This is a genomic window from Marinifilum sp. D714 (assembly GCF_030851345.1).
GTDB lineage: Bacteria > Bacteroidota > Bacteroidia > Bacteroidales > Marinifilaceae > Marinifilum.
The window spans coordinates 275,817-297,829 of record NZ_JALPNU010000003.1; the positions used below are offsets into that span (position 1 = coordinate 275,817).

At 37.8% G+C, this 22,013-nt stretch carries 19 protein-coding genes; 7 read left to right on the forward strand and 12 right to left on the reverse strand.

Annotated features, from left to right (window positions below):
- Nucleotides 1-6 precede the first annotated feature (6 nt).
- The 9 genes from M0051_RS04745 to M0051_RS04785 form a co-directional block, all read right to left on the reverse strand.
- Nucleotides 7-801 carry a (Fe-S)-binding protein gene (locus tag M0051_RS04745; RefSeq protein ID WP_306740401.1) on the reverse strand — a complete coding sequence of 265 codons (795 nt, stop codon included), beginning with the start codon at nt 799-801 and terminating at the stop codon, nt 7-9.
- Between the two features lie 63 nt (nt 802-864).
- On the reverse strand, nt 865-2,127 hold the full coding sequence (locus M0051_RS04750) for a 4Fe-4S dicluster domain-containing protein (RefSeq protein ID WP_306740402.1): 1,263 nt from the start codon (nt 2,125-2,127) through the stop codon (nt 865-867).
- 23 nt (nt 2,128-2,150) lie between these two features.
- Nucleotides 2,151-3,119 (reverse strand): electron transfer flavoprotein subunit alpha/FixB family protein, encoded by a 969-nt coding sequence (locus M0051_RS04755; RefSeq protein ID WP_306740403.1) that lies wholly within the window; start codon nt 3,117-3,119, stop codon nt 2,151-2,153.
- Between the two features lie 95 nt (nt 3,120-3,214).
- Nucleotides 3,215-3,964 carry an electron transfer flavoprotein subunit beta/FixA family protein gene (locus M0051_RS04760; RefSeq protein ID WP_306740404.1) on the reverse strand — a complete coding sequence of 250 codons (750 nt, stop codon included), beginning with the start codon at nt 3,962-3,964 and terminating at the stop codon, nt 3,215-3,217.
- A gap of 66 nt (nt 3,965-4,030) precedes the next feature.
- The gene (locus tag M0051_RS04765) at nt 4,031-5,170 is read right to left on the reverse strand and encodes an acyl-CoA dehydrogenase (protein ID WP_306740405.1); all 1,140 of its coding nucleotides are present in this window, start codon (nt 5,168-5,170) and stop codon (nt 4,031-4,033) included.
- Nucleotides 5,171-5,269: 99 nt separating this feature from the next.
- Nucleotides 5,270-6,514, reverse strand: a complete 1,245-nt coding sequence (locus tag M0051_RS04770) for a beta-ketoacyl synthase N-terminal-like domain-containing protein (protein ID WP_306740406.1) — start codon at nt 6,512-6,514, stop codon at nt 5,270-5,272.
- A 20-nt stretch (nt 6,515-6,534) separates the two neighbouring features.
- Complete coding sequence (locus M0051_RS04775; RefSeq protein WP_306740407.1) at nt 6,535-7,863, reverse strand: 3-hydroxyacyl-CoA dehydrogenase family protein; 1,329 nt, start codon at nt 7,861-7,863, stop codon at nt 6,535-6,537.
- Between the two features lie 133 nt (nt 7,864-7,996).
- Nucleotides 7,997-8,770, reverse strand: a complete 774-nt coding sequence (locus M0051_RS04780) for an enoyl-CoA hydratase/isomerase family protein (RefSeq protein WP_306740408.1) — start codon at nt 8,768-8,770, stop codon at nt 7,997-7,999.
- A gap of 237 nt (nt 8,771-9,007) precedes the next feature.
- Nucleotides 9,008-9,715 (reverse strand): YebC/PmpR family DNA-binding transcriptional regulator, encoded by a 708-nt coding sequence (locus M0051_RS04785; RefSeq protein ID WP_306740409.1) that lies wholly within the window; start codon nt 9,713-9,715, stop codon nt 9,008-9,010.
- 547 nt (nt 9,716-10,262) lie between these two features.
- Here M0051_RS04785 and M0051_RS04790 point away from each other — a divergent pair.
- Nucleotides 10,263-12,305 (forward strand): hypothetical protein, encoded by a 2,043-nt coding sequence (locus M0051_RS04790; RefSeq protein ID WP_306740410.1) that lies wholly within the window; start codon nt 10,263-10,265, stop codon nt 12,303-12,305.
- A gap of 859 nt (nt 12,306-13,164) precedes the next feature.
- Here M0051_RS04790 and M0051_RS04795 read toward each other — a convergent pair.
- A complete protein-coding gene (locus tag M0051_RS04795; RefSeq protein ID WP_306740411.1) occupies nt 13,165-13,818 on the reverse strand; it encodes a hypothetical protein in 654 nt (217 codons plus the stop codon).
- A 542-nt stretch (nt 13,819-14,360) separates the two neighbouring features.
- On the opposite strand from M0051_RS04795, the gene M0051_RS04800 reads away from it, so the two are divergent.
- From M0051_RS04800 to M0051_RS04820, 5 genes are all read left to right on the forward strand, one after another.
- Nucleotides 14,361-14,918, forward strand: a complete 558-nt coding sequence (locus M0051_RS04800; protein WP_306740412.1) for a hypothetical protein — start codon at nt 14,361-14,363, stop codon at nt 14,916-14,918.
- Nucleotides 14,919-15,108: 190 nt separating this feature from the next.
- Entirely contained in the window at nt 15,109-15,462 is a 354-nt protein-coding gene (locus M0051_RS04805; protein WP_306740413.1) for a hypothetical protein, read from the forward strand.
- A 176-nt stretch (nt 15,463-15,638) separates the two neighbouring features.
- Complete coding sequence (locus tag M0051_RS04810) at nt 15,639-15,938, forward strand: hypothetical protein (RefSeq protein WP_306740414.1); 300 nt, start codon at nt 15,639-15,641, stop codon at nt 15,936-15,938.
- Nucleotides 15,939-16,381: 443 nt separating this feature from the next.
- Nucleotides 16,382-17,065 carry a hypothetical protein gene (locus M0051_RS04815; protein WP_306740415.1) on the forward strand — a complete coding sequence of 228 codons (684 nt, stop codon included), beginning with the start codon at nt 16,382-16,384 and terminating at the stop codon, nt 17,063-17,065.
- A 258-nt stretch (nt 17,066-17,323) separates the two neighbouring features.
- Nucleotides 17,324-18,478, forward strand: coding sequence for a hypothetical protein (locus tag M0051_RS04820; RefSeq protein ID WP_306740416.1), 1,155 nt, complete (start codon nt 17,324-17,326; stop codon nt 18,476-18,478).
- Between the two features lie 198 nt (nt 18,479-18,676).
- On the opposite strand, the gene M0051_RS04825 is transcribed toward M0051_RS04820, so the two are convergent.
- Nucleotides 18,677-19,000: a hypothetical protein gene (locus M0051_RS04825; RefSeq protein WP_306740417.1), complete on the reverse strand. Its 324-nt coding sequence runs from the start codon at nt 18,998-19,000 to the stop codon at nt 18,677-18,679.
- 320 nt (nt 19,001-19,320) lie between these two features.
- Between M0051_RS04825 and M0051_RS04830 the strand changes: the two genes are divergently transcribed.
- Entirely contained in the window at nt 19,321-21,117 is a 1,797-nt protein-coding gene (locus M0051_RS04830) for an ABC transporter ATP-binding protein (protein WP_306740418.1), read from the forward strand.
- Between the two features lie 168 nt (nt 21,118-21,285).
- On the opposite strand, the gene M0051_RS04835 is transcribed toward M0051_RS04830, so the two are convergent.
- Entirely contained in the window at nt 21,286-21,741 is a 456-nt protein-coding gene (locus tag M0051_RS04835; RefSeq protein ID WP_306740419.1) for a DUF4625 domain-containing protein, read from the reverse strand.
- Nucleotides 21,742-22,013 lie beyond the last annotated feature (272 nt).

A 22,013-nucleotide genomic window follows, 5' to 3' on the forward strand; every position in this document is an offset into this window, starting at 1 on the left:
TAATTTCTATAATTCGAGTGCTTTCTCTATAATTTCGGCAACATCTAAATTCTGAAGTTCCGATTCCTTATTTTTTAGTTTGATTCCATCGGTAAGCATTGTCATACAAAACGGACAAGCCGATGCCACCTTATCCACTTTTCTTTCAATAATTTCCTCAGTTCGTTCTATGTTTACTTCCTTATCCCCCTTTTCAGTCTCCTTAAACATTTGCGCTCCACCAGCACCACAACACAAGCCAAAACTTTTGGATCTCTTCAATTCTTTCACATCACCAAAAACGGCCTTAACCACATTTCTAGGAGCATCGTAAATCTTATTTCCTCTTCCCAAATAGCAAGGATCATGATAGGTAATGGATTCTCCCTTAAATGGATTATTTTCCAGTTTCAACTTTCCAGCTTGAATCATTTCATCCAAAAATTCGGTATAGTTAATCACATTGTAATTCCCTCCTAATTCGGGATACTCATTCTTGAGTGTGTTGTAACAATGCGGACAAGTACAAATGATTTTATCCACTTCGTACCCGTTTAACACCTCAATATTTTGCATGGCTTGCATCTGAAAAAGCATTTCATTACCTGCACGCTTAGCAGCATCGCCAGTGCAACTTTCTTCTTTCCCCAAAACAGCATAGCTCACCTCAAGGTGATTTAATATTTTGGCAAATGCCCGTGCCACTTTTTGATATCTATCATCAAAAGCACCAGCACATCCAACCCAGTATAGATATTCCGGCTTTTCTCCTTTAGCAGCCAAGTCGGCCATTACCGGTACATGTAGTTTTTTATCTGTCATTCTATTTATATTTTATGGTAGAGACGTACGGCCGTACGTCTCTACATTAAAATCATTTTTAATTTATCCTTCTGTCCATTTCAGGCGATCTTCAGGGGAAAATTGCCATGGTGCACCATTGTTTTCAATATTCGTAAACATGGCATTCAATTCTGCAGGTGCTGCTGCTTCTTCCATCACCAGATATCTTCTCATATCCATAATCAAATTTGGATGACTGATATCAATTGGACATTCCTGGGCACATGCATTACAAGTTGTACATGCCCACAGTTCTTCCTCAGTAATGTAATCTCTCAACAAGGACTTACCATCATCCTCTCCTTTTATGGCTATAGGACCCTTTTCATCCATTCGCTTGCGCAAATCCACAAATATTTTTCTGGGTGATAAAAGTTTACCAGTAATATTGGCTGGACAAACATCCGTACACCTACCACATTGCGTACAAGCCAAGGAATCCATGTAATTTTTCCAGCTTACATCCTCAACATCTTTAACACCAAACCTTGCTACCTCTTCGCTTTCATCATAAGCCGCTTCAGGATCTAGCATTAACTTAACTTCTTTGGTAATGCTTTCCAGATTAGGGTATTTGGTAAGTGGTTCTAAATTGGCAAGAAAAACATTCGGAACCGAAAGGAATACATGAAAATGCTTGGAGTAAGGAAGATAGTTTGCAAATGCAAAAATCAGTAGAATATGTACCCACCAACCAGGCTCCTGCAACCAACCCAAATCCGCATTAACCAGGTTTACAATTGCTGCTGATACTGGATAAACCCCTTCATATCCATTGGGATGATTGCTGATGTATCCTACATTAAATGCTAACAAGGATAGCATCAGAAATCCAATAAAGGTTAGTGCAATTTGTGCATCCCAATAGGATTTGGATGACATCTCAACTCCTGAAAATCGCTTAACGCGAAGAATACTTCTTCTTAAGCTGAATGCTTTTATAAAGATGATAATTAGCAATGCAAATATATCTCCAGAAGCCATTACAAAATCGTAAAACCAGCCAGTAAATGCAAATGATCGCTCCAAGCCAAACACTCCATCAATCACAATTTCAATACTTCCAAGGGTGATGACCAAAAATCCCCAAAATACCAATGCGTGCATTAAGCCAATCACAGGTTTTCTGAAAATTTTGGTTTGTCCAAAAGCCACATCCAAAGTATGAGAAATTCTGGCACCAATGTTTTTGATCGGATACGAAGGCTTTGTCAGTTTAAAGAAAGCCCATAATCGTTTCACCGACCAGGCAAAAACCCCCAAGGTTATTGCCAATGAAATAATGAAGAGGATCTGTTTTGTCATTGTTTTTTAGAGTTAATCTTTGTTTATGATTTTGAATTCCTTAAAGCCTTCGTTAATCTTGGTAATACATCCATCACATCTCCAACAATACCATAATCGGCCACACTAAATATCGGTGCCTCAGGGTCCGTATTAATCGCCACAATACACTTGCTTCGGCTAATACCTGCAACATGTTGAATTGCACCTGAAATACCTGCTGCGATATATAAATTCGGAGCAATTACCTTACCCGTTTGTCCAACATGTTCTTCATGTCCACGCCATCCTTCATCAGAAACCGGTCGAGAACAAGCAGTTGCAGCACCTAGTACCTCAGCCAATTCTTCCACTGGAGTCCAATTTTCGGGACTTCGCATCCCTCTACCTGCCGAAACAACAATATCAGCATCAGATAGAATCACTTTATCTTTTTGTTCTTCCTCTTGAATAATCTTTACCTTAAACAAGTTTGTATCGATGTCTAATGCAAACTCTTCAATGGCTACATCACAAGGATTTGCCACCAAGCCAAAACAGTTTTTTGCAATAGTGAGTATCTTTTTATCAGACTTGATTTGTATATGCCCAAATGCCTTTCCTGAGAAAACACTTTTCTTCACCACAAATGGGTCTAAAGAAAGCGGCAATTCTTGAACTGCAGCTACATGACCTGCTTTTAATTTGACCGAAACTCTTGGAGCGATTGCTTTTCCACTGTTGTTATCAGACAACACAATTACCTCAGCTTCTACCGAATTAGCTGCCTTTGCAACAATATCAGCATAAGCTCTACTAGTTAATGTATTTAATTGCGGATTACTGACAGTGAGAACTTTATCTGCACCATAATTTCCTAATAGTTTTAATTCTTCTTCGGCAACCTCCCCAATAGAAAGAACCACCATATTTGTATTTAGCTGATTAGCTAAAGCTTTTGTATATGAGACCAATTCAAAGGTGGAATTCTTAAATTTCCCATTCCAATTCTTGGCAAATGCAATTACAGACATAGGCTAAGTTTTAAATGTTATTACTTAGTTTTAGATTTGAGAAAGAGAGGCTAACTTTACTACACTTCATTCTCATACCTATTTCTTGATTTCAATTAAAGCACTTTTGCTTCATTTTTTAGCAGTTCAACCAGTTGTTCTGCCGATTCTGAATCAATCATTTTACATGCTCCTTTTTCCTGTGGCAATTCAAACTTTATCGATTCAGTTAACACTTCCAGCTCTACAGCTGGTTTGACCTCCAGAGGCTTCTTACGCGCCATCATAATACCACGCATAGATGGAATTCTAGGTTCCGTTGCAATTCCCTTTTGAACAACCGCAACAAATGGAGCTTCAGTTTTTAGTACCTGCTTTCCACCCGGAATAGCTCTGTTTATCTGAATGTCATCATCATCCAGATTCACTGAGGTAACGGATGAAATTCCAGGATAATCCATAAACTCAGCGATCATGGCACCAACAGAAGAACCATTGTAATCACTCGATTCAATACCACTTAAAATGATATCAAATGGATTCTCCTTTAGGTATTCCGCAATTTGTCCTGCTACATGATAAGCATCTGCAGGACATGCATCAATTCTTACTGCTTTATCAGCACCAATAGCCAAAGCTTTTCTTAGAGTTGCATCTGCACTTGCACCACCAACATGTATAACACAAATTTCATTCACTGAATTACCAGCATCTTCTTTTAGTTCCATAGCACGAGTCAAAGCCAACTCATCCCAAGGATTAATAATCCACTGTACACCAGAGTCATCAAACAAGCTGTCTCCCTCTTTAAATTTAACTTTGGTGGTTGTATCTGGAACATTACTTATACATACTAATATTTTCATAAGCGATCTTTTTTATATGATATAAGAGAAATAGAAGATTCCTTTCTCTTTTATTTATTCAAATTTTTAATCAACCAATCCTCTCGAAATTACAATCTTTTGAATTTCTGAAGTACCCTCATAAATCTGCGTTAACTTGGCATCTCTCATTAATCTTTCAACATGATATTCCTTTACATAGCCATAGCCACCATGAATCTGAACTGCTTCTGTAGTGACTTTCATTGCTGTTTCCGCAGCATATAGTTTAGCCATCGCACTTGCATGTCCATATGGTTTACCCTGATCTTTTAACCATGCAGCCTTTAAACAGAAAAAACGAGCAGCTTCAATCTCCGTAGCCATATCTGCTAATTTGAAGGCAATTGCCTGATGGTTTATAATTTCTTTTCCAAATGTTTTTCTTTCCTGAGCATATTTCAGTGCCAACTCGTAGGCTCCCGAAGCAATTCCCAATGCCTGAGATGCAATACCAATTCTTCCTCCTTCAAGTGATTTCATTGCGAACTTGAATCCAAAACCTTCTTCTCCCAGTAAATTCTCCTTTGGTACTTTTACATTGTTAAACATTACCGAATGAGTGTCGGATGCACGCATTCCCATTTTATTTTCATGTGGTCCAACAGATATTCCTTCCGAATCAGCTTCTACAATTAAAGCATTAATTCCCCTGTGCTTTAATTCTGGATTTGTTTGAGCGATTACAATATATGTAGACGCTGTTTTTCCACTTGTAATCCAATTTTTGGTTCCATTTACCAGATAATGATCCCCCATATCAACTGCAGTTGTTCGCTGAGATGTGGCATCCGACCCGGCTTCAGGTTCTGATAAAAGGAAAGCACCAATTTTCTCTCCTCGAGCCATTGGCTTTAAATACTTCTGTTTCTGCTCTTCGGTTCCATACTTTTCAACCCCCCAACAAACCAATGAATTGTTCACTGACATGATTACAGAAACCGATGAGTCGATTTTAGAAATTTCTTCCATGGCCAATACATAAGAAATGGTATCCATTCCTCCTCCATCATAATCAAGACCTACAAGCATTCCAAGAAAACCAAGTTCTCCAAGCTTCTTTACTTGTTCAGTTGGATATATCGCTTTTTCATCTCGCTCAATTACTCCAGGCAACAATTCTCTTTGAGCAAAATCACGAGCCGCATCTCGAATCATCAATTGTTCTTCGGTGAATTCAAAATTCATAGTGTTTGTTTTTAGGTGTGATAAAATGAGCTAATAGCTGTTAGCATATTGCCATTAGCTCATTTACTTATTTCTATTTCATTCTAATCAATTTAATTCCTACTCTCCTCTCTTGTAAACAATTGCCACAAGAGATTTATCATCTCCCCCCATATTTACGGTCATACCGTAAGGTCTGTCTTCTTTCATTTCTATCTGGGCATCACCAGCTTTACCTGTTAATTGTTCCCAAATTGTAACTGCCTGATGCACTCCGGTAGCTCCTGTTGGGTGTCCCCAGCCAATAAGACCACCTGTTGTATTAAACGGCACCTTACCACAACGTGATGTATGTCCTTCCAATACAAAATCTACACCCTTGCCTTCTTCTGCAAAACCAATGGCTTCAGCACCCATGATACCAGCAATCGAGAAACAGTCATGTACTTCAACAGTTCCAATCTGATCCACTGTAACACCAGCCATTTCCATCGCTTTGGCAGCTGCTGCTTTCATGGTAGTCAAACAAGTCATGTTCTCAGGTTCCTGAGTAATATCAGAAGCAGCTTGACCAATACCAACAACTTCAACTGCATCTTTTGGATCAATACCTACTTTCTTCAAACCTTCTTCAGATACAATTGCAATGGCAGATGCACCATCAGAAACTTTAGAACAATCGGAATAGTTCAAATGATCTACAAACTTTTTAGGATTCAATGGCATTTTTGCCGTTCCTTCCAAATCTTTGTTTTGATTATGGAATTCCTGAGCCGTTTCGCACAAACGAGCATTTTCTATGGCATTGCAATACCACTTTGCCATAGCTTCCCTGGTCTTCTCTTTTCCAAACTTTTCGTAATAAGCTCCTGCTCTCTTACTAAATACGCCTGGAAAGAAATAAGCATGCCCCTCTTTTCTGGTTTTCATCCAGCCAGCACCTGCCAATACATCGGCACCATACATGGCTTTCATGGTGTTCTGAACCTCGAAACCAACAGCCAAAACAACATCCGCAGTTTCAGCCAAAATCGATTTGATTCCACTTGCCAATGCCAAGCCACCTGAAGCACAAGCTCCTTCAACACTAATGGCTGGTTTGTACTTCAAACCTTCATCAATCATAGGTAAAAATGCTGGCAAATTGGCCTGCTTATTAAAACGAGCTGCCATAAAGTTTCCAATTACTCCTTCATCTACATTTTCAGCGCCACCAATCATTTTCAATGTAGCCTGTCCAGCTTCCTTAATGTAATGCTCCAAATCCGGACGTGGCTTTTTCGGGTGAAACTCTTTTCGGCCGGTTCCCATTGAAACGGTATTGTAACCAGCTACCATATATACTTTTTTGCGTAAAGCTTTCATTGTTGTGTTTGTTAGTTCTTTTAGAAATAATCGTTAATGGGCCCGTAAGCATGGAAAAATCCTGTTTCCAATACTGTATTTACATCCTCCGCTGAAGCAGCTACCTCTGTATCAACAAGCATTTGACCAATTGCTTTAGAGTTCTGACCATATGCTACTGCAAGGTTTGCGCCTACACTATCAATCTGATGAAGTTCTTTGAAGAATTTCTCCAAATACTCAGCCTTGTTCTTATCTCTCACAACTGTTTTCCAATAGATTTTCAATGTTGGCAACTCACCCATTTTTGCTGCACAATCCATTTCAATATCTTCCTTAGAAACATATTTACCAGCGCCAAAATCATATACATGTGTGATTCTGCCTTTCTGATACTTGAAAACTCCATCCTTCTGAGATCCGTCGGCATACTGTCCACCTTTTACTTCTCTATCAAACAATTCATTTAATACACCATGTGATAGGGTTTCATTTGGGAAAGAAGGCTGCATGCTGGCCAAAATAAATTTGGTAACATCCACTCCTACATAATCGATTAACTGGAAGATACCCATTGGTCGAACCAATAAATCTCTACTAATGGTATCGATCATGAAGAAAGCTTTTGCCCATCCTTCAGTCTCCGCCAATTTTTGAGCTTGATTTAGAGCATACAAAGCATCGCGCATGAAGTGACCATTACCAATAAAACCAGCTACATCTTTCGATGGAACGATAATTTTACGCATCGATTTTGCCAATGCAATTGAGAATTCATTCAATTCATCTCCTGTATTATCACACTTGATAATTTCCAATAATTTCTGAATTACAGGAGGGTTATAGAAATGGTATCCAACGATATCTCCATTCAAGCCAGCTTCTTTTTCAATCTCCCCAATAGGAATGGAAGAGGTATTGGTAAGGAACCATGCATTTGGATTGTTTTGCTTGATTTGAGAGAACAATTTAACCTTCAAATCTTTATCTTCCTTAATTGCCTCAAAAATTAGATTTGATTCGTAAGTGGTTTCAATTCTGGTTGATGTTTGAATCATTGCCATCACATCTTCAACAAATTGATTAATGACATCTTCATTGTCAACAAGGTTTTCCTTGTCGGCATACCATTCACGAAGTTCAACAATATTCTTTTCTGCATGTTTCAGCAACTGCGATCTAACATAGCCTAATAAATTCACTAGAGCAGGCTGCGATACATCAATCGCATTCAACACAAATTGTTCGTTTGATTTTTTGCCAATCTTCAATTTGGCCATTTCGAATGAAAGTAATACCAGAATTCCGCTACCCATTTTCCCAGCAGCTCCCAATACACTCACATTTTTCATTTTAGGGACTAAATCCATACGTTTATTGTTTTATTTAATTTTCTTAATCAGTTCATGGTGTAATTCACCCAATTGAGTCAACTTAAAAAACCCATCATCACTACCTACAAATCCCCTTTACGGAGATAAGCTTCCCCACTAAAATTGAATGTTACCAATTAGGTTGACGCTTCTCCAGAAAGGCATTTATACCTTCTTCGCGTTCTTTCTGATCCTCCTTGAACAACCTACCGAACTCTTTCGATTCCATTTTACCAGCATCTTTGCTGCACATTTCCAATCCATTGCGAACCATCTCTTTTACAAGGCGCAATGCATTCGGACTTTTACCCGCAATCTTTTCAGCAAGTTTTATGGTATCTTCCAGAACCTGATCTGGTTCGGATAGTTTCTGAACAACTCCCAGGTTATAAGCTTCCTGAGCAGTTATTCCTTCTCCGAGCATCATTAAATACATGGCATTACCAGCTCCTACCAATCTTGGCAAACGTTGCGTTCCATTGAATCCAGGAATCAATCCCAGGTTGACCTCAGGCAAACCCAAGCGAGCTTTTTCACTGGCAACTCTGATATCGCAGGCTAATGCCAATTCCAAGCCTCCCCCAAGGGCAAATCCATTAATGGCTGCAATAACGGGAATTTCTAAATTCGCAATCAGGTCGAATACTCGTTTGCCTGTTTCTGAAAAATCGTAGGCATTTTGTGGAGAGTATTCCTGCATGGCTTTGATATCGGCTCCAGCAATAAAGGCTTTGCCTTCTCCGGTAATGATTAATACTCGAATGTCATTCACATTCTCGCTTTCCAAAAAGCAAGTCAAATCCTTAAAAACCTCTTCGCTTAAGGCATTTAAGGCTTTAGGACGATCAAGAGTTAGAATCCCAATTCTATCTCTTTTTTCAAATTTTAAATAATTGTACTTCATAGGTGTGAGTAAGACGTTTTTCATCTACATATCTAAATATAACAAAAACTCTTAACACTCAAAAGGCAATTTATATTGCATTATAATAATTGGCCTACACCCCCTAGATTTACAGGCTATTAGAAAGGTAAAAAAATTAAAAAAAGATCTGCAATTCTTTAATGAAAAGTGGGAAATAAAAAACCCGATTCAAGTTTGAACCGGGTTAACTATAATAAGAATTAAATCTTTTTCTAATTATGCCATGTTGTGATATACGTTTTGTACATCATCGTTATCTTCCAATTTTTCCAATAACTTTTCAACATCAGCAACCTGATCTTCAGGCAACTCTTTGGTATCCATTGGTATTCTTTCGAAACCAGATGAAATCACAGTCATGTCATTCTCTTCAAGGTAAGACTGAATTTTTCCGAAATCAGCGAAACCACCATAAAGCATGATGCCATCTTCTTCAGCAAATACCTCATCAACACCAAGATCGATCATCTCCAATTCCAATTCTTCTACATCGTAATCGGCATTTTCAATCTTGAAATGACATTTGTGCTCAAACATAAATTCAACGCTACCAGCAGTACCTAAACTACCCTTGCATTTGTTAAAGTATGAACGAACATCAGCTACAGTTCTGGTATGGTTATCGGTTGCTGTTTCTACAAGAATAGCGATACCATGTGGTGCGTATCCTTCGTAAACAATCTCTTTAAAATCCTTTTGCTCCTTTGATGAAGCTTTCTTAATGGCACGCTCAACATTATCCTTAGGCATGTTAGCTGCCTTAGCATTTTGAATAACCGCACGCAAACGAGCATTAGTTGACGGATCAGGGCCACCTTCTTTTACTGCAATAACAATATCTTTACCAATTCTGGTAAAGGCTTTGGCCATCTTATCCCAACGCTTCATTTTACGCGCTTTTCTAAATTCGAATGCTCTTCCCATAATTTATGTATAAAATTTTTTCGCAAAAATAACACATGTAATTCAATCTGTGAAACGAATCTGGAATTTTTATTGGTTAATCCAGTTAATGATTTAAATTTCTTTAATTTATTATCATCCTCAAGCCGGAAGGCTCTGACTTTTTTCATTGATAAAAAAGTCAGCAAAAAATCTAGGGCGAGTAAGCCCAAACTTCTTCTACTTAAAAACTTTAAGTGCGGCGGGGTGATCTTCTCTCCCGATTATGAACTTTGTTGTATTTGGCTCCCAAATGCTTACAAATTCTATTTCGGGACGAAGCTTCCCCTTCTTTCTAAAAGTTTTTTTTGCGGATAAGCAGTTTGTCCTTCCAATGCCCACTGACAAGGTAACCAGATATTAATGGGTCTCTTTAAATATCTATTAAAGAACAACATTAACAATTCAAAGTTGTCTACTCTCTATATCATTTATTGTGATTGTAAACTGAGATTGCTCATTGTTTACGGGTGAGCGATTTCTTATATTAGCCCTGTTAATTCAATTTTTAGATAACAAACCTAATCAGATGAAGAAAATTTTTATTCTTTGTGCTGCATTTTTAACTTTAGTAACCACTACTAATCAAGTTATTGCAGAAAAGAAGGCAGAAACCTCTAACATTACTGCCGAAACAATTAAATCGACCATTGAGGAGTTAAGCACCAATTGTTTGGACAAAGCTTTACTTGAAAAAGGCGTAAAACACGCTGCAAGTCTTTGGCGCATGAGCGACGGAACAGAAGCCGATTTCAAAAACTTCTGTAAGAAAAGCTATATCGCCGACAAGGCTGAAAAGGAAATGGTGTTCCAGAAAATTTCAAGAAACCTTGAGATCATTACAGGACACTTCAACAAGATTACTCTAGATTTATTGGAGCCTGTTCACTTGAACACCTTCGAGCAGCACCCTATCGACAATGCTTTTGGTGCTTATAGCGTTGGTTCGCACTGGATGAACGATTTCTACAACAACAAAATCGCTTTTACCATTGCATTGAACTTCCCATCGTTTAGCCTGGCTGAGAAAGAAGCAAATGCGAAAAACTGGACTCGCCAAGAATGGGCATACGCTCGTTTGGGTGATTACTTTACAGCAAGAGTTCCTTCGGATTTGTTGCAAGCTGCAGGAACAGCTGCTGCAGGTTCTGATGTGTACATTGCAGATTACAACATTTATGTAGGTCATCTTACCGATAAGAAAGGAAACCGTTTCTTCCCGGAAGATAAGGTATTACTTTCTCACTGGAACCTTCGTGATGAAATCAAAGCAAACTATGCCAACAAAAAAGATGGTTTAGACAAGCAAAAGATGATTTACCAGGTGATGAAAAGAATCATCTCTCAGGAAATCCCTGAAAAGGTAATTAACTCGGGTGATTTTGAATGGGATCCATACACAAACGTGGTTTACAAGGCTGGTAAAACAGTTGATGCAACTCCGGAACCAAACGAGAGATATCAGCAAATCCTGAATAACTTCCACGCAAACAAAGCAATTGATCCTTACTATCCAGATCAGAATACATTTATCAAAAGACAGTACGACGGAGCGAAAGAGATCTCTGCGGAAGCAACTGAAAAGATTTTCTCTGCATTCTTAAGCTCTGAAGAAACCAAAAAAGTGGGTAAACTGATTCAAAAGAGATTGGGTCGTAAGTTACAGCCATTCGATATTTGGTACGATGGTTTCAAGGCTCGTAGCGGAATGGATGAATCGAAACTAGATGCTCAAACCAGAGGTTTGTATCCTAATGCTGCTGCTTTGGAAGCTGATTTGGCGAACCTATTGGTAAAATTGGGTTACGACAAGGAAAGAGCTCAGTGGTTGGCAGACAGAATTGCTGTTGATCCTGCAAGAGGTTCAGGTCACGCCTGGGGTGGCGCTGCAAAAGGACAAAAAGCTCACTTGCGTACCAGAGTTGGTGCAAAGGGTATGGATTACAAGGGTTACAACATCGCGATCCACGAGTTTGGACACAATGTTGAGCAAACCATCTCGCTATATGATGTGGACAACTTTGTAATGAACGGTGTTCCTAACACTGCATTTACCGAGGCTTTGGCATTTATCTTCCAGAAGCGCGACATGTTGCTATTGGACGTTAAAGATGATTCGCCACAAAAAGAAGCTTTAAAGAAATTGGATCTTTTCTGGAGTGCTTACGAAATTATGGGTGTTTCCTTGGTAGACATTCGCATGTGGAGATGGTTGTATGCTAATCCTAATGCTACTGCTGCTGAATTGCGCGATGCTACCATGGATATCGCAAAAGCGGTTTGGAACGAGTTCTATGCTCCTGTTTATGGTGTGAAAGATCAACCAATTTTGGCGGTATACTCGCACATGTTGAACAGTCCGTTGTACCTATCGAACTACGCATTTGGTAACGTTATTGAGTTCCAATTGGAGCAACACCTAAAAGGTAAAACTTTCCCGAACGAAGTAGATCGTATCTTTAAGCAAGGTCGTTTGACTCCTAACCAATGGATGGTTGAGGCTACTGGTAACGATTTATCGGCAGAACCATTGTTGAATGCGGCTAAAGAGGCTTTACAAGAATTAAAGTAATAGCGATGGCATTTGCGCCATGAACACAATAGAATTGAAGGCCATCTCGAAAGGGATGGCCTTTTTCTTTCGGTACTATTTACAGTATTGCAATCCTAAGTAAAGACAGCATGAGTGCTGTCTCTACCACCAGCTATAATAATGGTAAAGAGGATGTCCAAAAAGTTCAATATAATTGTCATTCTGATCCCGAAGGTTCGGGAGAAGAATCTGTCCCTTTGATAAACAGATGTTTCACTTCATTCAACATGACACTATGTTCGATTGAACTTACTTTTTGGACACCCTCACTACATCATACCCTTTGCCTGAAAGGCAAATATCATTCAGCCCAGGGCAAGGAAGTGATAACGACCGTCGCCCTGTGGTAATGACACGGTCTATAATCGTCACAAGTGTGAATATGGTTTGTTCTGGGTTATTTTATGCGACGAATATGGATTGTTTATTTTGTCTTCGAGCCAGACGAGCTGTATTTTTATCCTCAAGCCGGATGGGCTCAAACTTTCTCCATTGATGAGAAAGTTTGCAAAGAATCTACGGCGTATCTACTCAGTGACCCATAACGGATCAAAAGCGAATAGAAATAGATAGTCTCACTCATGCTTCGTTCGACAGCATTTCTATTTGCCGCTTTCTCTCCTATGGGGCCCCACTTGCGCAGCTGATGCCGATCCCTACAAAATTTTTGGCTTACCACAGGACATCTTCATAAATAACCTACACGCTTATATACTTTTCACCACTTCCTCTCCTTTAGGAGAGGATTGAGGTGAGGTGAATTAATTGAATAAAAAATGAGGGCATCACATGAAGTGATACCCTCTAAACAATAGAACAAATATTTAAAAAAACAGAATTAACTTTTTACCAAGATACCCAAAACCTCTAATTGCTGAGGTGTATCGTAAAGTGCAATTTTTGCAAGGGTATCAAAATCATCCATCCACTCGCTTAATTCGTGAAGGGCTTGATTTTTAGAAACAGTAGCTGCTTGCGACTCCCCCATTTCTCTATCGAAATCTGCGCGAAGTGTAAGCAAGGCTTCCAGCTCTGTTAAACACTCGGTAGCCAATTCGGGCGTTAGATTAATTACAGCCACTTTAGCCTGAATATCGGTATTCGATTTTACCACAGAATAAAATAGCTTGCACTTGTCGAAAAAATCGTTGTAACGATAAGGAAAACGGCCTCTTATCCCCAGCTGTATCAATGTATCAGGATCTTTTTTACTGAGAATCAACACCAAATCGCGATGACGTTTGAACTTCATTTCCAAATTGCCAAAGGCTTGATGATAGGCATTGGATGCCAATCGAGTTTCAGACTCTTCTTCCTGATTTAACTCCCACCTTTCTTTGGCTTTGTTATACACTTGCCAACCTTCGGCATACTTGGCTTCATCTACGCCAAATGCAGCTAATGCAGCTTTAATTTCCGGGTGGGTTTCTGCATTGGTCAATGCAATGCGTGAACGTTCTAAAAACTTAGACTCCGATTTAATTGTTGTCATCTTTTTTAATTTTTAAAATTTTTGAAAATAAATTTAAGTTTAGTCGTAAGCGATAGTTAAATTACTTATTTAGAACGATAAATGAAAACATATTATAACATAAATTTAAAAACCCACACAATACAGGCGTTCTACTGCCCTGTTTTGTTGGTAGAATGAACAAATGAAGCTTCGGATTGACATTTTGCCTGGTAGAATTGACAAATCACTCTTTCGGATCGATTCTGCACGCTTCGAATCGACTTATTTACAGGTAGAATTGACAAATCACTTGTTCGGATCGGTAAATCAGTCGTTCGGATAGGCACTCTGTGCTTCGGATAAGTTCCGCAAGCGGTTTTATGCCCCCGCAGCTGGTAGAATTGATGTTTTCAGCATGGATCATAAACAAATTAATCGATTCTTTAAACTATACCATAAGATACAAGGCCCATTTCTTTGATTAACTATTATTGTTTTGTAAATTACCAATCGATTTTATAAAAGGTGCACATATCAACTAGTTAGACACAATTTGATCATTGCACAAAAAGAAAATTTGAATGAAACAAACTGAAGAAGAAAGTATTAATTCATTATTAATAGAATTAGGATTGGTGTTTTATTTAGGTCAATCTGTAGAATCTAATCTCGTTATACTATTAGGAATGGCTAAGAAATCAGGCGAGTTGAAATCTGACAAATCTGTACGAGAGTTAATGACAATGTATTTTTCTCGAACAATGGGAAGCATTAAAAGAAGCGTTTCTGAATTAGTTGATATTAATGAAGATCTTGAAGAGATTCTTAAAGTTGCTTTGGACGCAAGGAATTGGTTAGCACATAGTTTTTATAGGGAGTATGCCCCTTCAGCTTTTGATGAAAATTACCGGAGCAAAGCAAAATTAGTTTTAAACAAGGCGAAAGAAATATTTGAGAGAACAAATGAACTAATAACTAAAGAAATAGAATTACAAGGTGCAAAATGTGGTCTATCTCATGATAAATTAGATCAAATGAGAATTGATGGAATGCAAAATTATATTGCTTGCGAAAAAGCTCCTAATGAAATGTGGGATGAATCATTAAATAAAACTTCCTGGCAAAGTTTTGAAATATAAACTGTGCTAATAAAAGTTAAATTTCAAGGGCGGTGATGCCGAACTAGATAATGTAAAAAAACAATCCCTCCCCGCTGGTGCGCGATTCTATCGCGTTCCTTTTTAGCAGAACCACACGAGAGGACTCGTGCGGTAGCTGGGGGCAAAAGCTTAGTCATCAGTTAAAAATGAACAAAAACAAAGGATTAAAATGAAAAAAGAAACATGTTTAATTAAAATTCAAAAAAGACTTCCCGATGATATTATTGTCGTAGATGAAACTCCTTTTGAATTTACAGATGACGAGTTTATATGTATTCTCTCATGGATTAAATACTTTAATGCACATTATAAAGAGTATGGAAAAGAAAAATATCCAGATGTAATGTTCCCTATAATTTCCAAAAGACTTCGTCTTGATTTTGGAATATACCGTGTACCAAATAAAAACGAACCATATAGAGGCAAATATATAATTTACTTATCACAAAATGGTAAACGAATGGATGGAACGGTTAAGAAAAACCTAACAATAAAGGAGTTAGTTAACACTTGGCATCTTTGATACTTAAATAAAAAAAAATTAGTGCTAGTGCCTAATTGAGTAGGCAGTCCCCCCCGCTGGTGTGCTATTCTACCACGTTCCTTTTTAGAATACCACACGAGAGGACTCGTGCGGTAGCTGGGATGCACCTGTGCACATACAAACAAGTCATGTACAATTACACTAAATGAAGAATGATGAACTATAAAGACCCAAAAAAAGTTTTAAGCCCTAAAGATGCTATAAGTAAAGTAGATGTTATTTATGATGGAGGAGAAAACTCAATTTCTATCGCTAAAATAATATGGAATGGAGAAGAAGTAATTGGGATGAGATGGAATGTAGCTATGAGGGAATGGCATAATAAAGAAAAAATTGCTGGTAAACAATGTCTTGGTATGCCAACATCAAGTGGACATTCAGTTTGGTTTGTTGTACCAAATGATTTCTTTGATAGGAACTCTGATTTGTGGAAAGAAATTGAAAGCAAACTCTAATACATAAAATAATGAAAGAAGCAACGAAACAAAAATTAAGAGGTGAATATCTTGAGATTGATTATCCCTGCTGGTGCGCGATTCTATCGCGTTCCTTTTAGCAGAACCACACGAGTAGATTGATTTCATCGAACTTTGTTTTGTGCGATAACGAGGGGCAAAAAAAAGATTCTGTTACTTTTACATTCCATTTTCAGCTGTGTAAACGTATACAATCAAGCAGATATAAGAAAAATAATCACAACTGGTTGTGTTTATATATAAGTTATGGCCAAGCAAAAAAACGACATAGCAAATATTGTAACATAAATAAAAAATATTAATTTTGAATCGGACTTGTAGTTTAACAAGGTAAAATGCCTAGAAATAGGAGTTCCCGGTTCGATTCCGGGCTAGTAATACGGACTGTGGTTCGTATTACTAGCCTTGACAGACCAAAAATTATGATTGAAATATACAAGTCATCCGTCCAAAATGTTCGTGAGCTAAAATCTAGCCGAAAGAAATTCAAAAGGTTAATCAACCAATCAATTAAGGATAAAAAGAAAGATGTTCTTTCTATTTTGACGAAGAATTATGCTTTGTTGTATAGTTCTTTTGCTGAAACATGTTTTCTAAAAATGATTCATACGCCTTATGGATTTTCAGAAGACAAGATTCAACAAATTTCAAGACAAAGAAATCTAGAAGAAAAGTGGAATAAATGTTTGGAGTTGGCTTTAAGAGAAATCGATAATGGTAATGGAGAATTCAGAAACAAAACTCAAACATTAACGAGACTTATCCAGAAATATATAATTGAGCCTAGTCAAATAAGAAATAAAATTGCCCATGGTCAGTGGGTTGTAGCTTTTAATTCTGAAAATACTTCGATTAATACGAACACTACTAGCAAAATTAATTCTTTAGATTTTGTAAAAATTGACATTTTATTTGATGCCTATGAGAAAATTGGTCAAGTAGTAGAAGACTTGATTGAATCTCCGAGAAAAGCACATTTTCGAGATTTTTATGTACACCTAACAGAATTAGAACTCTTAGTCGACAAAACTAATGATTGGTCTATTAAGTCAAAAATAGCTGTATTAACAAAAAAATACGAAAAACAAAAGAATGCCAGGCCATAACAGCGGGTGCTATGTAATGCATAAACCATAACACTGCCCAATTTACGGCATTATTTTGGATTTTTCATCTTGTAAACCCCTCGCTGGTGCGCGATTCTATCGCGTTCCTTTTTAGCAAAACCACACGAGAGGACTCGTGCGGTAGCTAGGGGAAGTGCGAATTTAACGATAGAACAGTTAACAACAAACCTGCGGAATTGGAGGCAAGACGCCATACCCGCAAAACGTTAGTAACAATAACAAACAAACCTTGACATAATGGAAATATTTTTATTAATCGCAGGTGCAATACTTGGCGTCATATTTAGCGAATATTGGATAAAAATAAAACGAAATATCTTAAATAAAGTTAGATATAAGAAAGCAGTAAAGAACGTTCAAAATTTGGGATTTAGTCCTGAACCTGGATTTAAATATTTTGACCATGCAATCCCTGCATATGAAAGGAATCATCTAAAAACTGAAATGTCAGACAGTAAGATGATAATTGAGATACCTAAAGAATTCGCAATCCATCTAAATAGTTCTAATTTTATATTTCGTAAGCAAAATATTTCAGCATGGGAGGAACAACTTAAGAAAACATTCAACCATTTGGGTATTGATAATTATCAATCAATACTCAAAGAAAGTGCTTACGAAGTTGCTCTACAAATGCAAAAAGATATAAACTATGGTCTTCAACGATTTAATGGAGAAATGTTAGGTGTTAAACAAATACATTTACAACGAATTGGAGAGGATGAGCAATCCTCATTACGGATTACTTTTTATAAAACAGACTTTTTTACTTTTAGAGTATTTGCCAATATTTATCAGAAATATAAACATTTAATAAAAGTAAAAGGGATTCAGGATTTAAATAGCTATTATACTCCATTTTTAAGTTCATTTGGAATCTCAAATTATTTAATAATTGATGATGGGAAGGAAGACAAAGTTCTTTTTGGGTACAGAAGCAACAATGTATCAGTAGATAAAAATAAAATTCATTATAGCATGAATGAAGCTTTTAGTTTAAAAGACGTTGATACAACAGAAAATCATTTTAAACTATCATTAAATACTTGTCTAAAAAGAGGTTTAAGAGAAGAACTTGGTATTGCAAGTGACATTCAAGATTCGAATTTGGAAAAATTTGGTTTTATGAGTTTACTAATGGATGTAAACAGATTTGAACTTGGTCTTTCATCATATGCCCGTTTAAGAATTGATGAGAGCTTTACTTTATCTGACTTTAAGAGAGCATATCATTCAGCGCAAGATTCAGAACTAGAAACGGATGGATTAAGCCTAATTAAAATCAAGGATGTTCCGAATTTTGTAAAAACTAACAATTTAGAAATGAGTGTTGGAGCTAGAAACGTTATAAATACCCTATTAGCTAGATATAAGGCCGGATATTTTAAATAGTTACTGTTGCTAACAAAATGGATAACTTATGGCAGGAAATCGAAATATGCAACAACTTTAACCCCAGAAAGCGCGAGCTTATGGCTCGTGCTTTGCGAATGCAAAGAATCATTTGCAAAACCTATCATCTTAAGTAGAAATCCTTCAATAATTGCCAAGGCAGAGTACGAGCTATAAGCTCGCACTAGCGGGAGGCTACTATATCATTTGAACAGGCATTGGTGGTGGCGGAGCATCAAATTTCATTCCATGAAACTCTGTTAGTTTCTCTTTAAAGTACAATTCAAAACTATCATTTGATCCAGCTACCTTGTGCAAAAAATCATCGGCACCGGGCCCCTCATGTAAGGCAACGACTACCTTGCCACCCGGCGTTTCTGCCAGCCAGGCATTATGTCTGGTCAAACCATACTTTTTATTAAAATCATTAAACTCATTACTTTTCTCATTCGAAAGTGACTTAGCCCAAGCTTTCCAAGCTTCCACTTTCTCATCAAATAATGGAACAACAACTATCCCCATGACTTAAAATATTAATATTAAACAATCTATTTTATCTATAATAATTTAAGACATATTTGTCCTTTAATCAAGTTTTGCAATTTAATTATTACTAATTCATATTTCTTATAATCAAGCAAATACTACTTAAAAATAAATATATTGATGTTGTTGACTTATGGAATAATCCTAACAATTATCCAAACCCCAGTTAGGGTGAGCTATAAGCTTGCACTAGCAGGGATCTGCCCATATTAATCATACAAATAAGCATTAGTCCAAACAATTTCTCGTCTATTTTGTGTATTATTAATACTAAAACCAAATAGTAATACCATACAATGGCAAGATCACACGGCTCCGACACCTCTAGTGTTCCGAAAGGAAAGATTAACCGCAGCGGATTAAGCAGCGCTTTGCGTTTGTACAAATACATCAAACCTTACCGGGGACAATATTTTTTAGGAATGTTTTTCCTTTTGGGATCGAGTTTGGCAAGTTTGGCATTTCCCAAGCTGCTGGGCGATTTGGTAAATACTGGAAACAGTACCACACTGGGACAAAGCCTGAACCAAACCGTTATCCTGATTGCGGTTATTCTGGTGGTGCAAGCTACCTTTGCCTACTTTCGCATTGTGCTCTTTGTAAATGTTACCGAAAAATCCTTAGCGGCATTGCGTCAGGCCAGCTATCGCCATTTGATTAAGCTGCCTTTGCAGTTTTTCGAAAAAAGAAGGGTTGGCGAACTCAACAGCAGAATATCGGCAGATGTAATCCAGTTGCAAGAAACCATGACCAGTACTCTGGCCGATTTTATTCGACAAATTATTGTGATTACAGGTGGAATCATCCTATTGGCGGTGATCTCCATCAAGCTAACCGCCTTTATGTTGATTACGCTTCCTCCTACCATGATCGCCGCAAGATTCTTTGGGAGATTTATTCGTAAATTCTCCAAGGAAGTACAAACAAAGGTTGCCGATTCGAATACCATTATTGAAGAAACCCTGCAAGGGATACAAAGTGTAAAAGCCTTTACCAATGAGTTTCTCGAGATTGCCCGTTACAAGAAGAAAACTTTGGAAATTGCCGATTTGGGCATGACTCGTGGGAAATATCGTGGTGCATTCTCCTCTTTTATCATATTGGGATTGTTCGGAGCCATTGCTGCTATGGTTTGGCAAGGATCGAGATTGCTGCAGGCAGGAGAAATGGCTGCCGGTGACCTCTTCTCCTTTGTTATCTATTCGGTTTTTGTGGGTGGAACCATCAGCGGATTGGCTAACGTGTATACCAACATCCAGAAATTTATTGGTGCAACTGAGGATCTGTTCAAAATATATGATGAAGTTCCCGAGGAAATTCAAGAGATCAAGGAGGTCGATTCCAAATACAAAATGAATGGATCAATTCAGCTTAAGAACCTAAGTTTTGCCTACCCTTCCCGATTGGAACAAAAGGTTTTGAATGATATCAATTTAGAAATTAAAAGCAATCAAATGGTGGCCTTGGTTGGACATAGTGGGGCTGGAAAAAGCACTTTGGCTTCCTTGTTTTTAATGTTGCATCAACCACCGGGCAATAGTTTGTTTTACGATGAGCTCGATTGCCACGCTTATCCCTTATCGGCCTTAAGAAATCAGATTTCGCTGGTTCCACAGGATATTTTTCTCTTCGGGGGAAGTATCAAAGAGAATATAGGCTACGGCAAACCCAATGCCAGCGATCAGGAGATATTCGAAGCCGCTCAAAAGGCCAATGCTTTAGAGTTTATCGATCGTTTCCCTGAAAAGTTCGATACCATTGTTGGTGAACGCGGCACGCAGCTTTCTGGAGGACAAAGACAAAGGATCGCCATTGCACGAGCCATCTTAAACGACCCTAAAATTCTAATTCTGGATGAAGCTACCTCATCCCTGGATTCTAAATCGGAACTTTTGGTGCAAGAAGCTTTAGAAAAACTCATGCATGGAAGAACCTCCATCGTAATCGCTCATCGTCTGTCCACCATCCGAAAAGCAGATGAGATTGTTGTATTGGAACATGGTGAAATTGTAGAGAAAGGAAATCATGAAGAGCTAATGAGGCTATCTAATGGGCAATACAAAAAGTTGATTGAATTGCAGTATGCGACTTGATGGATAATCATGTTAAATTGGTTCGTATAAAATATAAACAAAGACCGAATGCTTACACCATCCGGTCTTTTGATGGCTTCCCAGCCATCACTCACACTTTACAACTACCTATTTGCTACATACAAGTTTTTCATGCATATCACAACCAAGCATTTACCATGTTTTGATTTAAGAATCGTTTTGATTCCTTTCTATGTAGAAACCAACTTTTTTCAAGCTCTTATTTCCTGCTTCATCCTCTACTTCGATTTGGAAGTAGTAATCTCCTACCACTGCATTTTCATCAACGCCTATGGCAAAATCCAAACAGGTCTCTTTCTTTCCGGATATAACAGGGATATCATTCCCATTTGCATCTTGTTTTGCATTTACCATGTGATTGCAGGAAAAATACTGAGCAAAGCTAAGTGAGCTGTCCCCACCCTTCGTTATCTTGATTTGGAAATCCTTTAAGGCCTGATTGTCTTTCACTAGCGCATTCACATTTACCGTTTCACCTTGCATCACTTTTACTGCATCAACAGGGCTAATTAAATTGATACTGGGTTTTATTACATCTCTTGAATGATCTGTAGAAAAAAGTGTTGTAAGCATAAGAATCACTGCGCAAAAAAAATGGTTCATATCGTATTTTCTATTAGAAGAATATTGCTTGCATTATTTCTGCAATACCCTCTTCATTTGAGTAAAAAATTTGGCAGGTCGGCTTATAGTTATATTTGCAGACTATGTTAATAATTCAATTTATAGAATAATGCCAACCTGCCCACAGACATATCGTTCATGTTTTCTTAGGAGAATAGAGAAAGGGGACTTATTAGGGGTATATTCCCCTTTTCTCTAGTCTGCCACTAACTAAAATTTGTGTAAAGTTTACTCCACTGGCCATTGAGTTA